This is a genomic window from Rhizobium sp. AG207R, assembly GCF_027109195.1.
Classification (GTDB): Bacteria; Pseudomonadota; Alphaproteobacteria; order Rhizobiales; family Rhizobiaceae; genus Rhizobium; species Rhizobium dioscoreae.
The window spans coordinates 609,590-622,973 of sequence record NZ_JAEPVT010000001.1 but is presented as its reverse complement, the minus strand read 5'-3'; the positions used below and the strand labels follow the sequence as shown (position 1 = coordinate 622,973).

The following is a 13,384-nucleotide window of genomic DNA, read 5'->3' as shown; positions in this document are numbered from 1 at the left end:
GGCGAGGGGTTTGACGGTGATGGCGCAGTTTCCTGGACAGAACAGCTTATGCGCGTTCAGGTGCTTCAGCAGCTCATCGACAGTACGTTTGTCTGTAAGCGGAAATGAAATCGTCATTGCGCGTTTCCTGAGAACGGACAGAACAGCTGAGGCAATTAGGGGTGATTTTCTTCGCGCCGCAACAAGAATTTTTTAATACGCAAATTAAAATCGATTAGCTTCGTATCTCGCTTTTTTAAAATCGATTTAAAAGCTGCGCGGTCGGATTTGACCTCCGCACGGAGCTCATGATGGGTGTTGTCCACTCGATATCCGCGAGCAGGGAGCCTTCATGCTATATTGCGGAGCTCTGTTTCATGCGCGATATCGATCGACAAGCGAAACGAGCCGCTCCACCGCGGCTACTGCGGCAGCGTGGTCCTGCGAGAAGTTCAGGCGCACACTGCTGTCGCAGAAAGGGCTGAACTCGGTGCCGGGCGTTACGATGACGCTTGCCTGCAACCGGAGGATCCGCACGAAATCCCTGCCGCTGACGGCAAGGGGAGGCAATTGCGGGAATATATAGCTTCCTGCCTCGGTGGTGCGAACCTTGATATCCTTGCCGGCGCGAAATAGCCCGAGGAGATCGTCCCGAATGGCCTCATGTTCGCGCACGCGCCGATCCATCCAGCCTTGCGGTTCGTTGAACCAAGTACGGAAAACCGCCTGACTATAGCCGCCGGCGCGCAAGGATACGATCGCCTGCAGCTTTTCCATCCGGTTGATGATCGCCTTCGAGCCGAAGGCGACGCCCAAACGGTAACCGCTCAGCGACTCTGTCTTCGAGGGCCCCATGATGGTGATCACGTTTTCCGCGTCGACGGCTTCCGCGCGCAAATGCGCATAATCGACGCCGGAATAGAGCAGCCGCGAATAAAGCTGGTCTACGATGATGGTCGCGCCATAACGGCTGGCCAGCGATGCGATCGTCTTGATTTCTTCGCGCGAATAAACGACGCCGGCCGGGTTGTTCGGATTGGAAAACAGGAAAACTTTCGCCCCGGCCGCGAAGGCATCTTCCAGCTGGCCGAGGTCGAGACCCGCACGCCCCTCGACATTCAGGTAGTCCATCTGAATGGGCATCATATGGCCCTCGCAGAATTCCACCAGCTTGCGGTTGGCGAAATAATCCGGCTGCACCACCGCGACCTTGTCGCCATGGGCGACGGTGGAGGCGACGGCGAGGAACAGTGCGCCCTGCGTGCCGGGCGTCAGAATCATGCCATCGGCGGGGTCGACCGGGGCGGCTGTGAAGCTCGCAAGACTAGGCGCAAGCTGCTCGCGGATCGAGAGATCACCGCGGTATTCGGTATAGGCCTGCTTGCCGCCGGCCTCCACCCCAGCGGTGAAGACTTCGAAAGAGCCTGGCGTCGGCGTAAACGCATCGACGTCACCATGGGAAAAATCGACCTGACGTCCCGCGATCCGTTCACCCCGCAACAGCGCTTCGATGCCTTCGACCTGCTGGCGCACTTCCTGGCCTGGCGCGGCGTCGGTGCCCATGCGCTCGAACTTGGCTTGAATGGTCATTGAAACTCCTTCTATCGGCGAGGGCGTAAGACTGGAAAGCTAGGATAGCCCGGATTTAAAGCAATAAAATATGCTTGCCAGTTTCTTCAGAAGATAGAAAATATATCTTATGGACACGAAATTCCTCGAAAGCTTCCTCATCGTCGCCGAATGCGGATCGGTCGCCGAAGCCGCGCGGCGCTTGAATATGACGCCGGCGGCGGTCGCTCAGCGCATAAGGGCGCTGGAGACGGAGCTCGGGCAGCCATTGGTTTCTCGCGTGGGGCGCACGGTCCGACCCACTGCGGCGGGACTTGCCGTGCAGAGCCATGGACCGGCGCTTGTGCGCATGGCAAGGGACCTACGAGCAATAGCTGCGGGCGATCTCCCGAGCGGGCAGCTTCGCCTCGGTGCGACGGCGACGGCCATGACGGGTCTCATTCCCCAGATTACCGCGGCCCTCAGCGAGCGATTTCGGCAGATCGACTATTTCCTGCAGCCGGGTTCGTCTGTGAACCTTTATCATGCGGTTCTGTCAGGTGAGCTGGACGCCGCTCTCATCATCGAGCCGCAATTTCCGATTCCGAAAGCATTCGGCTGGTCGACCATCCGGCGCGAACCTTTGGTCTTGCTGGCGCCCGCCGACCTGGAAATTCACGATTTTCATCTCGCGCTTACGCAGCAGCCCTTCATTCGTTATGACCGCAATCAGTGGGGAGGCCAGATCGTCGACCGTTATCTGCGCCGTCATGCCATCAGCGTGCGCGAATGGGCGGAACTGGACGCACTGGATGCCATTGCGGCATTGGTCGATCGCGGACTGGGCGTCGCGCTCGTTCCCGACTGGGCTCCGCCGTGGCCGGAGGGACTGCGCCTGCAAAAACATCGCATGGAAGATGGCGAGCTTCGCAATATGGGAGTGCTGTGGGCGAATTCCGGCCCACGGATTGCGGCCATTCGCGCGTTTGTCGAGGCCTGTGAAGGGATCTCCAAAACTTGAAATCCATGTGGAGGGAACAATGAAATATAGAACTATAGGAATTATCGGCGCAGGCGTGATCGGCAGGAGCCTGTTCGACTATGTCAGCAGTCTGGATGGGGTCGAGGTCGCTTATATTCTCGTATCCGACAAGGACAAATACACGCAGAACGCCGCCATAGCTGCATTCGTCACGGATGAGGCCGAATATGCGCTCGACCGGAAGGCGGACCTTGTGCTCGAATGCGCGACGCCGGCTCTCCTGGGTATGCTGGGGCCGGACATCCTCGCCCATTCGGACCTCTGCGGATTCAGTTGCTCCGCGTTGGCGGATCGTACCTTGGAGGCGGCGATGCATGCGGCAGCCAGCAGGAGCGGACGACGCTTCTTCGTTCCCCACGGCGCCGTTCTCGGTCTCGATGGTCTGCGCGATGGTCGTGAGCAGATCGAAGAAGTAGTGATAACCACGACGAAAAGCGGCGCGAGCCTAGGTCAGCCGGCCGATGCCAGCGGAACGCTCTTCGATGGCTCGACCCGCGAAGCCTGCATGCGGTTTCCGCGCAACGTCAATGTCCATGCCGCCGTTGCCTTTGCGGGGATCGGTTTCGACCGTACCCGCAGCATCGTTGTCGCCGATCCCGATACGAAAGCGATGCGACACCATATAGCGGTTTCCGGCAGGGGTCTCGAATGGGATATTTCGGTGAGTTCGCAGTCGCTCGGCGGTGTGACCGGCTCCTATACCCCAGCCTCGGCCATCGGATCGCTGAAGAGAATTCTCGGCGCCGATGTTTTCGCCAACGCCTGACATTGTACGGCAGCCGGGAACTGCTGCGAAAAGACATCGCCGAGGCGGCTGCAACCGCCAAGAACGATTTCGCCATTGTCTTGATACGATGATCGGAAACGCCCTGCCGCTGTGTAAAATTGACTTTGAGTGTCTTGCTGGAAGATTGTGAATTCAAGGGAAACCTGCGAACATGAAAGAAGTTTCTCTTCTGGCGGTTCCCTCATGGACAAAAAAACCGATGCGATCGATGTCGAGGTTGGATTACGTATCCGATTGCGTCGGGAGGAATTGTCAATCGCGCAGGATGCATTGGCCGAGAAGCTTCGCATAAGCCCTCTACAGCTCGACAGATGCGAACGCGGCATCGAAAAAATCAGCGCTGGCCGCCTTCTGCGCATTTCAGAACTCCTCGCTGTACCGGTCATGTTTTTCTTCGAAAGTGCATCGGACGACGCCTTTCCCTCCAAGGAGGCGCTGGCCGATTTTCGACTTGCGAAGCATCATAAGGCCGTTCTACGCACGGCCTTGTCCGGGATCGAGGATAAGCGTTTGCGGGCGAAGATCCTCGCTTTCGTGCAATCATCCGAACCCGACAACGAGCGCTGACCTGGCAAGATGACATTTCATTTAACGACACTCGGCAGCTGCGCCCTTTATGATGAGATGGGCGATCGCGTGAACGTGCCGAAGCAGGCTCTGCTCATGCTGGTCTATCTCTACGACCGTCGGCAGCCGATGCCGCGGAAAGATTTGGCGGCTTTTCTTTGGTCCAGCAATCTTCAGGCCGCCGGCGCCAATTTGAGGTCGACCCTGCTGCGTTTGGCGACTGCGACGTCCAAATCCTCCCAGCCGCTGATCGGCGGTGTCACGACGGACATTACCTTGAACTTCAACGCGTTGCGGTGCGATCTGGATAGCATCGAAAATGCGTCCGGCGTTGCCAAGCTCAGCGTACTCGCCGATGCCGTCGCCAAGACGTTTCTACCGGCTTACGGCAATGGCTCCGGAGCTGTGGCTATCTGGGTACGCGATGTTCGGGCACGGTTTGCACGGGAGCTGCGAGCAGAATTCTTCAAGGCGATGAGCCAACCTTCCTTGTCTCAAAATCGCGGCGAATTGAAGCGTGCAGCCATGCTTCTGCTGGACTGGGACCAGACCGATGATGAAGTCAGGGTCGCGCTCGGTGAAAAAATCACCTCCTACAGTCAGTTGATTAGCGTAACGAGAGATCCGAATCCCGGCCCGTCGGCTCAGGATACGATTGCGATCACCGACAACGCAGTGCCACGTATCGCTCTGCTTCCTCCCGAGACCCTGGAGGATTCGGAGCGTGCCGGATCGGTCGCCAATGCTGTCATCGAAGATCTGACGATCAGTCTTTGTGTCGATCGAAGCGTATCCGTAGTCGCGCCCTATACCGCTGAGCAGATTCGCTCCTCAAACGACAAGGCCGGACTTCTCAAGCAACATAATGTTGTCTACGCGCTCGATACCAAGAGAACGGGCGACAGCCTTTTCGCGCAGCTGATTTTCATGCCGCGCGACGAAATTGTCTGGGCAACGCGCGTCCAGCTGGACAATGCGGCCATAACAGAACAGCGCAACGCGATCGCCACTGCGATCCAGCACTCCATCATCGAGCGTGTGGGAGCCTTCCACCACATCGTTTCTGACTTTAGCTGCAAGCCGGAAGCCTATTTTGCCTATCTTGAGGGCGTACAATGTCTGTCCCGCCTGAGCCTTCAGAATGTCCGTCGCGCGCGCAAGCATTTTAAGGAGGCGCTCGAGCACGAGCGGGGTTTTGCAGCGGCACTTGCGGGCATTGCCAGAACCTTGACGATGGAATGGGTTCTGACGGCGCGCGGCGATGGCGATCTATTGCATCAAGCGGAAAAAATGGCGGCCGATGCAATCCGGGATGACAACCAGTTTGCCGGAGGCTTCAAGGAAATCGGCGTCACCAGGCTCTACCGGGGAAATATCGACGGCAGCCTCGAGGCCTTGTCGAATGCCGAGAACCTAAGCCCGCATTATGCTGATGTCATTTGCAGCCACGCCGACAGTCTCACCCATGGCGCCAATCCAAGAGCAGCGTTGGCGAAAGTTGCAACGGCTCTTGATCTCAATCCCCTTGCTCCGGACTATTATTATTGGACCGCGGCAGGAGCTAGCTATTTCATTGGGGAATATACCCAAACGCTGGCCTATCTGGACAGAATGAGAGACGCGGGACCAGCAAGCAGGCTTGCGGCGGCAAGTTGGGCAATGCTGGGGGATCTCGCGAAGGCCAAGATGTATCGACAGCGCACCCTGCGCGACAATCCGAATTTCGATCTTGAGGCATGGCTATCCATGATTCCAATCAAGGAAGAGTGGCAGATTGAGCATTACAGGGAAGGCCTTGTGAAGGCCGGTTTTTGAGAGGTAGAGATTATGGCAAGGGCAGTTCTGATTGGAATTAAGGGTGAAAAGGGACTTTGGTTGGCTGACCTCGAAAAGGGGACCATCGTTCGATACACGCGGCGACTGACGGGCGATCTGGGGAAGGCTGAATCCTGGCGAGCCAAAGGGATTAGAGTGGAGAAAGATGTCGATTTCGCTGTGGCGTTGTCGTCGGCAAGTGACGTGGCTTCGGGCCTCTTTGAAGGCTAGGTACTCGTCGATCGGTGTCAAGCAACTTTAGAGCATTCCCGCCTGGCGAAACCTTGTCGAGGGTTTGGCCCTATCTGGGACGACTTGGCATAACCCGTGTTGGCCGACAGACCGAGCTCGATCGCATAGGCATTCCCGTTTGGTGCGCCTATGCCCCGAATTCCAGGGCGATCGTCATCGCTCAAGGCAAAGGCCTTGACGACGTCTCCGCAAAGACATCCGCGGTGATGGAAGCGATCGAACGATCGGTCGCGACCCAACCCTATTGTTCAGCGCTCATGGCAAGCCAGAATGAGCTTGCCGCAAGTGGCCATGCCACGGATTGCCTGGAAGATCTGCTGGCGATCGGCGCGCAACCGATAGAGACCATGGAACAGATCAGATGGTCTCAAGCCCACGATCTGGCAAAGAACGCCTCGATATTCGTACCTTTCGAGGCCGTTCATCTTGACCGGACGCATGTCAGCCCGCGATTTTGGGTATCATCAGATGGACTGGCATCGGGGAATACTTGGCACGAGGCGGTCCTGCACGGGTTGCTGGAGCGGGTAGAGCGGGATGCTTGCGTCCTCTGGAATATTGGCGATCCGGCGTGCCGGCATGCGCGCCGGATCGATCCGCATAGCATTGAAGATGAGGGTATTCGCGAGATGCTGGAGAAGATTTTCTCGGCCGACTTCGATCTCGCCCTTTTCGATGTGACGAGCGATCTGGCCGTTGCCTCCATCGTCGCGCTGCTGCGGCCGAAAGGCGATGACGGCTCGCTCAGATATGTCGACTTGACCATGGGGGCAGGGGCATCCTTGTCCCCCGATGTGGCAGCAGCCCGCGCCATTTCCGAGGCTGTGCAGTCGCGGATGACCTTCATCGCCGGGGCCAGAGATGATCTTATCCCGGAGCTGTTCTCACGCCGCGCCGATCCCGACCATCTGCAGTCGTTTCAGGCGCGATGCTCGACGAGCCTGGCCGAACTGCCGACGATGTCGGCCACGTCGGCGCAAGATGCGCTCGACCAGCTTATCGAGACGCTTTTGGAATGCGGAGTTGACCAGCTTTATGCTATCGAGCTGGCACCTGAATGGCTACCGGCATCGGTCGCAAAGGTTTTCGCGCCGCAACTTGAGCATCCAGACGGGGATCGCCGCATTCGTCTCGGCAGCCGGGCATTGTCAAAGGGTTTCCTATGAAAGTGATCTTCGTGGGTCCGAGCCTCCCCGATGCAGAAACGTTCGCCGATGACACAATGGTCATACGGCCGCCGGCATCCCAGGGCGACGTTGTCAGAGCACTTGAGAATGGCGCGACCGCTATCGGTCTTGTCGACGGCCAGTTCGAGTTCGTCGCGCCGGTCTGGCACAAGGAGCTGCTCTTTGCCCTATCCCAGGGCCTTCCCGTGCTCGGAGCAGCCAGCATGGGAGCGCTCCGCGCGGTGGAGTGCCAGGCCTACGGCATGGTCGGCATCGGGAGGATATTCGGTGACTATGCCTCCGGACTCCGGGAGGAGGATGCGGATGTCGCTCTCCTTCATGGCCCAGCGGAATTGGGCTATCCCCCTTTGTCGGTGCCGTTGGTCAATGTCGATGCGACACTAGAGACTGCGATTGACCAGGCCATTATCGGCAAGGAAGAGGCTCTGCGGCTCTCCCGGGCGGCACGACGTCTATTCTTCAAGGATCGGACCTGGAGACGTCTTGCCGAAACTGCCGATATGGACATAGGGCAGGTGAGGGCTCTCGTCGCAACAGCATGGACTGATCAAAAGCGCGACGATGCCATAGAGCTTATACGCGCCATTGCCAGGGCACCGTTGCTGGCACCTATAACGGACTGGTCATTCAATGCAACTCCGCTGTGGCGCAAACTTTTCCCACAATTTTACCGTATATAATTTATTCCAAAATACAGGCACTGCGTGTGCAACGCTTTTGCAACGCACCGTGTCGATCGAAATATGCCAATCTACCCCAACGAAATCATTTGTTGGGGTTTTAAAAGTGACTGATTTTGAGGAACAGGAACGCCAGGGAGAGATTTTGGCGCTTGCAAAAATGATGCAGTATGCCGGAGGCGTCGCAAGTGAGCTGAACGCATCGCAGGCCGTATTCCTTATAAACGCCGCACAAGCTGCTCTTCTTTCGCTTTTGGAAACCGAGTTCCCGAGGCTGTCCGGCGAGCATCTGAACGGGCTTGTCGGCGACGCACGTGGTCACTGTTAGCAAGCTCTGGTCTTTCTCTTATCAACGATTGATGTCGCGCTGACACACGGAAACTTCGAGAGATCCAGTTTGCTGAGAAGAATACTAACCAGGGTGGGATGGTCCGTGAGAAAAGTAAGCTCCACCGATACGGCAGGCATCGTCGCGGATTTCAAAGAAGGGAATATGAGGGTTGCGTTCGTAATATTTGGAGCAATCATCGCTGCATGGCTTGCGATTGCCTACAATATCTGCCGTTCGCTGAACTGGCTCTGATCCAAGGCTAAGAATAGGAATCGTGAAGCGACCCCGATCACGCTGGCAAGACAATCGTTGATAGTGCCTATCGCTGTCGCAATTTCATGCTTGATACCGCCGAGTGTGCTGGTCCACCCCCAAACTCTATGGGCACGGTCAACGGCGGAAAGAACCTAGGAGAACTCGGCCGGCATACGTGGGGTTGCCGACAGTCTCGCGGTGGAGACGATGATGGAAAGGTTGCAACGCCTCGCAAAAGGCGCTTTATCGCAAAGCGAGCTCGAAGTCATAAAGCGGGTGTTCGACTTAGCTACGACACAGAGCTGGTTCGATGACGCTGAATACAGCCGGGAGGGCTTTGCCGTCGCGTTGATCGACCTGTTTCGATGTGGAATAGTCAATCCGACCCAGCTCGAAAAGATCGCGCTGTTCTGGGCATTGAGCGACTTTTCCCAGACAATGTCGAGCACTCAGCGAGCTAAGCTGAGATCGCTCTACGGCGGATGCGAGATAGAGAGAGAGGTTTCCTGTTGAAAGGAGCCTAGCACAGTTGGCGTCGTAGTTTCCTCAAGCGCCCGCGGCGTTCCTTGGCGATATCATCGGTAAGCATAGAGAAGTAGCCGCTATATCGCGGAAACTCGCAGTCATGGAACATGTTACGTAGCTCCCGGCTGATCGTCGAGCGGTCGCGGTCAAGGGTGCGGGCGATTTCCGCCTGGCTGATCTTCTTCTCATGCATCCGCGCGATGACGCGACGTTCGTCCATACTCAACTGCACAAAAGAGCGGGCCATTCCATCCTCCTCAAATAATGGCCATTATTGTCTTCGTTGCATTTGAAATTGGAATCTGCCCCGCTACACGGTTTTCGCACGTAAGATGTATTATGGAACATAAGCGCCGTGTATCTACTTCATCTTCAAGGGCAAGCGTCGCCCGAACAGCAGCACGATCGCGCACGCGCTCGCCACGATCATCTTCTGCATCTTTCCAGGATGGCTTGCCGGCAAGCTGAAGATGATGCGGGTCGAACATGCCAGACCGTATCGAGAGCGTCGGCCGCCCAGCTTTCCATCAGAACGTTTCCCCGGTTGAAGTCGAGGTCCTGCGGTCATACTCCTCTTGAGACTGTTCCATGGCCGCGCCGTTCGCCATCGCCCATTGGTAGAGCGCCGCGAAGGGCTCGCGAAGAGACTCGGCCATTGGCGTGATGGAGTACTCGACGCCCACCGGGGCTGTCGGCAAAACATGCCTTCGAACGAGTCCGTTTCTCTCGAGACGCTTGAGCGCATCCGCGAGGGCCTTGTGCGTTATACCGTCGAGACGACGCATGATCTCGTTGAAACGGGACGGTTTCGTGCAGAGTACGCTTAGGATCAGGAGCGACCACTTATTCGCGACTTGCTCGAGCACCGGCCTCGCCCTTCTTGCATCGATCATTGCCTCGTCGATCAACTTCTTTGTCGACTTTTGGGTCCGCCCCGCGGTTGCGGTTCTCGTATCGATAGAACTTGGCACTGATATACTTTCCTATATCTGATTTACACACGGTGCGTATTTCGCACTAGATATAGGAACTATATCTGACTCCTCGTGTTCAATCGCAAGGAGTTCACGATGAGACTCGAAGACAAGATTTCAGTGGTTATTGGTGGTGGAAGCGGTATCGGAGCCGCGATCGCGGCTCGCTTTGCGGCCGAAGGGTCAATTGTCTACGCGACTAGCCGTAAGCCATTCGTGTCCCCTGACCAAGGCCGGATAATCCCGGTCGTTGCAGACGCCGGCCTCGCCTCCGATGTGAAGCAGCTATACGACCGGGTTCGCGAGGAACGCGGCGGAATTGACGTCTTGGTCTTGAACGCGGGCATGTCGGAATACGCAGAGCTCGGCGGCATCTCGGAAGATCTATACGATCGCATATTCGACCTAAACGTTCGCTCTCTCCTCTTTGCCGCACAGAACGCCTTGGAACTCATCCCTGATAACGGTTCGATCGTGTTGATCGGATCCATAGCCGATGCGATCGGTCCGAAAGGATACGGTGTCTACAGCGCGAGCAAGGCGGCGGTTCGATCGTTCACCCGCACCTGGGCAAACGAACTTGCCCCCAGAGGGATCCGCGTCAACGTCGTTAGCCCTGGACCTACGGACACGGCCATGATGGCGGCGACTACAGACGAAGTTCGTGCCGCACTTACCGGGATGATCCCGCTAGGCCGTCTCGGCAGACCTGATGAAGTGGCGGCGGCGGCGCTCTTCCTCGCAAGCAGCGAAAGCAGCTTCACGACCGGCGCGGAACTGTGCGTGGACGGCGGAGCTACCCAGGTTTGACTGTCCGGGGTCCAAGCCTGCCCTTCCCCTGAAGGCAGGATCTACAAAGCCGCCAGCCGCCGGTCAATCCGAGTTTCGGCTCAGTGCTGATATTGCCTCGAATCGGCCCAGTCTGACACTTCACTCCGATCTTACAGAAGCAAAAGACCAATTCTTTCAAAAAGTTGGGAACGCAGCAGGTGATCGTAAAATGTGCAGCTGGGTCATTTTCAGCTGATAATCAACCGGCAATACGCTGAGCGTCGCTCGAGAGATGCCTGTCCTATCGCAGAGCGCTTTGTGCTGTGCAAATCCTGTCGATCAGAGCGTCGAGCTCACCCTTTGGGGGACGATTTTTGGAGAAGCGATGCTTCAAATGCATGATCGGTTCGGCGAGGATCTCTTCCAGGTTCTCGGCGCAGCTGAAGTCACCGGCAACGCGCTTGACCTTCGAATTGTCGAAGATCGCGGTCCAGGCCTTGTCGCCGACCAAAGGGCCTACCCAATCCGGATTATACTTGATCAGCGTATCCGTCGGTACGTGGACGATTTTCGCCTCGACACCCAGCAATCTGGCGATCGCCTTCTGAATATCATCCCATAAATGGGCGCGATCGGAGGTGATGTGGAAGATTTCGCTTAAAGCTGCCTGCTTGCCGAAAAGCCCAACGAAAGGCACTGCGAAATCGACCGAGCGCGTCAATGTCCACGGCGTGTGGCCATCACCCGCGACGATCGTGGGCTCGCCATCCAGCATGCGCCGCGCCATTATATCGCTGTCGCCCATCATGATCGGCAGGCCCGTGCGCACGGTGTGACTGGGGCGAACGATCGTCCAGGCCAGCCCCTTTGACGCCATCAGCAGCTCCTCGCAGGCGATCTTGGCCTGACTGTAGGGCCAGTAGGGATTGATGGCCGGCGTTTTTTCGGTGATGACATAGTGGCGTGCCGGTTTCTCATAAACCGAAGCCGAAGAGATGAAAATGTACTGGCCGCAATTGCCTGCAAACACCTCGATGTCTCGCGCGATCTGATCCGGCGTGAAAGCGATAAACTGGCATATGACGTCATAGTTGGCTCTGGCCAGATTAGCATAGGCAGCCGATCCGAGCTCGCCGGTGATCGAAGTCACGCCAGCAGGCAACGGGTCCCCTCTCAGGCCGCGGTTGTAGACACTGACGCGATGTCCCTCGCCAACAGCACGCTCGACGCAGGGATATGAGATTTGGCCGGTACCGCCAATGAAAAGCACGTTCAAAGCCATGTGAAGGACCTCAGCGTCTGATTGGTAGGATCAATGACTACCATTCATACCGCGAAAATGCCCGATCGTCTCCCGCCGATCACCCTCATGATGACCATCACCATCAAAAAATTGGGAAAGGCTTCAGATCGGCAGCATGCCTGCAGCACCTCGGCAGGTCAAAACGTACCTACCAACGTAGACTGAATTTGCCGACCAGGCTTCCGGCCAGCCCGCTCAGCAAGATGCCGAGCGTGTACCATATCGCGATGAATGGAATGCCGTTTTCGACGCAGGCCCAGGAGTAGACCCAGCCGCCGACGCCCCCGGCGCAAGCGCCTGCAACGAAACCTGCGAGTGCCGGGCGCGTGGGGGCTGCACGTCTGAGAAACCACATGTTGGCGCAGAAAGCGGGAATGCCGAAAGCTACGATCAGGAAAGGGCAAAAGGACGCCGAATATCCGATGATCAAACCCGGATAGGATGAAGCCGGCGACAGCCCGAGTTGAGCGATGGCCAGAAGCGCGACGATGCCGAATGCCACGACCGGAACCCGAGCCATACTCCCAATCGAACCCTCTGGGCGCGCAACCCGTTCAAGGGCCACGATCGTCGCGCTCAGTAGTACGGCAGTATATAAGAACTTCACCCAAAACGCCGCCACCGTCACGTGGTGCAGATGCGGGCGAAAACTTAGCGATATCAGCAGTGCTATGGCCGCGCCGATCACGCCGACAATGATTGTAAGCGCAAGCCTCACTCGCAGCGCATGATGGCGAACCGGAGTGAGATCGCTTACCAGAGCGTCGATCAATTCATCATTTTTCGTCATTGGCAAAACCCAGCTTGCGTCCAATCGCGCGCATCCCTCGGTGAATGCTGACGCGAACCATTGCTTCCGACTGGCCGCTCTCGCTCGCGGCTTCAGCAGTGGTTTTGCCAGCAATCTTTACCTGGCGCAGAAGCTCCCTTTGTTTGGCAGGCAATTGGTCGAGAAGACGGTCGATGTCGAGGTGAGCAAAGAGTGTCTCCTCTCGAAATTCAGCGGCGATCTCGTCTTCCAAAGCAATTTCTACGCCTCTTCTGCTGCCATTTACCCTGAAGTGATCGATCAGCTTGTATTTCGCGATTTGGAAAAACCACGCGGTGAACGGCCGTTCCCGATCATAAGTAATGCGCCGGCTATGCACCGCCAAAAGCACCTCCTGGACCAGATCCTCGCCATCACGGTCCGCATTCGATCCAAGCCTCCTTCGATAAAATGCCAGAAGCAGATCTCGCAACATGACGAGCAAGCGCCTGTACGCAGCCTCATCGCCGTCAAGCGAGAGAAGCATCAAGCCTTTCAGGACCTGTTCCGATACCGATTTCGTCATTCGCGTGCAGTCATTCGTTGATCGGCGCTATTTG

Annotated in this window: 16 protein-coding genes; 9 read left to right on the top strand and 7 right to left on the bottom strand. The window is 57.0% G+C overall.

Annotated elements, in window-relative coordinates; translation table 11 throughout:
* Positions 1 to 354: 354 nt before the first annotated feature.
* Positions 355 to 1,569, bottom strand: coding sequence for a pyridoxal phosphate-dependent aminotransferase (locus JJQ51_RS02735; RefSeq protein ID WP_113353144.1), 1,215 nt, complete (start codon positions 1,567 to 1,569; stop codon positions 355 to 357).
* Positions 1,570 to 1,678: 109 nt separating this feature from the next.
* Here JJQ51_RS02735 and JJQ51_RS02730 point away from each other — a divergent pair, with 109 nt between their 5' ends.
* The 8 genes from JJQ51_RS02730 (at position 1,679) to JJQ51_RS02690 (ending at position 8,956) form a co-directional block, all read left to right on the top strand.
* Positions 1,679 to 2,548 carry a LysR family transcriptional regulator gene (locus JJQ51_RS02730; RefSeq protein WP_113353143.1) on the top strand — a complete coding sequence of 290 codons (870 nt, stop codon included), beginning with the start codon at positions 1,679 to 1,681 and terminating at the stop codon, positions 2,546 to 2,548.
* A gap of 19 nt (positions 2,549 to 2,567) precedes the next feature.
* Positions 2,568 to 3,335, top strand: a complete 768-nt coding sequence (locus JJQ51_RS02725; RefSeq protein WP_113388666.1) for an aspartate dehydrogenase domain-containing protein — start codon at positions 2,568 to 2,570, stop codon at positions 3,333 to 3,335.
* Between the two features lie 204 nt (positions 3,336 to 3,539).
* Complete coding sequence (locus JJQ51_RS02720; protein ID WP_113353141.1) at positions 3,540 to 3,923, top strand: helix-turn-helix domain-containing protein; 384 nt, start codon at positions 3,540 to 3,542, stop codon at positions 3,921 to 3,923.
* A gap of 9 nt (positions 3,924 to 3,932) precedes the next feature.
* Positions 3,933 to 5,738, top strand: a complete 1,806-nt coding sequence (locus JJQ51_RS02715; protein WP_113353140.1) for a hypothetical protein — start codon at positions 3,933 to 3,935, stop codon at positions 5,736 to 5,738.
* A 284-nt stretch (positions 5,739 to 6,022) separates the two neighbouring features.
* On the top strand, positions 6,023 to 7,156 hold the full coding sequence (locus JJQ51_RS02705) for a YcaO-like family protein (protein WP_269244244.1): 1,134 nt from the start codon (positions 6,023 to 6,025) through the stop codon (positions 7,154 to 7,156).
* The gene (locus JJQ51_RS02700) at positions 7,153 to 7,857 is read left to right on the top strand and encodes a TfuA-like protein (protein WP_113353137.1); all 705 of its coding nucleotides are present in this window, start codon (positions 7,153 to 7,155) and stop codon (positions 7,855 to 7,857) included. The genes JJQ51_RS02705 and JJQ51_RS02700 overlap by 4 nt, the downstream gene beginning before the upstream one ends.
* Before the next feature lie 49 nt (positions 7,858 to 7,906).
* Positions 7,907 to 8,185, top strand: a complete 279-nt coding sequence (locus JJQ51_RS02695; RefSeq protein ID WP_233788514.1) for a hypothetical protein — start codon at positions 7,907 to 7,909, stop codon at positions 8,183 to 8,185.
* A 465-nt stretch (positions 8,186 to 8,650) separates the two neighbouring features.
* A complete protein-coding gene (locus JJQ51_RS02690; RefSeq protein ID WP_162748831.1) occupies positions 8,651 to 8,956 on the top strand; it encodes a hypothetical protein in 306 nt (101 codons plus the stop codon).
* A gap of 7 nt (positions 8,957 to 8,963) precedes the next feature.
* Here JJQ51_RS02690 and JJQ51_RS02685 read toward each other — a convergent pair whose 3' ends face one another.
* From JJQ51_RS02685 to JJQ51_RS02675, 3 genes are read right to left on the bottom strand one after another with little or no spacing between them, the layout of a single operon-like run.
* Positions 8,964 to 9,215 (bottom strand): helix-turn-helix domain-containing protein, encoded by a 252-nt coding sequence (locus JJQ51_RS02685; protein ID WP_113353134.1) that lies wholly within the window; start codon positions 9,213 to 9,215, stop codon positions 8,964 to 8,966.
* Between the two features lie 10 nt (positions 9,216 to 9,225).
* Complete coding sequence (locus tag JJQ51_RS02680) at positions 9,226 to 9,456, bottom strand: hypothetical protein (protein WP_269244243.1); 231 nt, start codon at positions 9,454 to 9,456, stop codon at positions 9,226 to 9,228.
* A gap of 39 nt (positions 9,457 to 9,495) precedes the next feature.
* Positions 9,496 to 9,861, bottom strand: coding sequence for a winged helix-turn-helix transcriptional regulator (locus JJQ51_RS02675; protein WP_113388687.1), 366 nt, complete (start codon positions 9,859 to 9,861; stop codon positions 9,496 to 9,498).
* Between the two features lie 177 nt (positions 9,862 to 10,038).
* Here JJQ51_RS02675 and JJQ51_RS02670 point away from each other — a divergent pair, with 177 nt between their 5' ends.
* Positions 10,039 to 10,752, top strand: a complete 714-nt coding sequence (locus JJQ51_RS02670; RefSeq protein WP_113353131.1) for an SDR family NAD(P)-dependent oxidoreductase — start codon at positions 10,039 to 10,041, stop codon at positions 10,750 to 10,752.
* A gap of 262 nt (positions 10,753 to 11,014) precedes the next feature.
* Here the strand turns inward: JJQ51_RS02670 and JJQ51_RS02665 are convergent, their stop codons facing one another.
* The 3 genes from JJQ51_RS02665 to JJQ51_RS02655 form a co-directional block, all read right to left on the bottom strand.
* The gene (locus tag JJQ51_RS02665) at positions 11,015 to 11,995 is read right to left on the bottom strand and encodes an SDR family oxidoreductase (RefSeq protein ID WP_152094067.1); all 981 of its coding nucleotides are present in this window, start codon (positions 11,993 to 11,995) and stop codon (positions 11,015 to 11,017) included.
* A gap of 169 nt (positions 11,996 to 12,164) precedes the next feature.
* Complete coding sequence (locus JJQ51_RS02660) at positions 12,165 to 12,830, bottom strand: DUF1109 domain-containing protein (protein WP_269244242.1); 666 nt, start codon at positions 12,828 to 12,830, stop codon at positions 12,165 to 12,167.
* On the bottom strand, positions 12,793 to 13,350 hold the full coding sequence (locus JJQ51_RS02655; RefSeq protein ID WP_113396622.1) for a sigma-70 family RNA polymerase sigma factor: 558 nt from the start codon (positions 13,348 to 13,350) through the stop codon (positions 12,793 to 12,795). Before JJQ51_RS02655 ends, JJQ51_RS02660 begins: the two co-directional genes overlap by 38 nt.
* Positions 13,351 to 13,384: the final 34 nt, after the last annotated feature.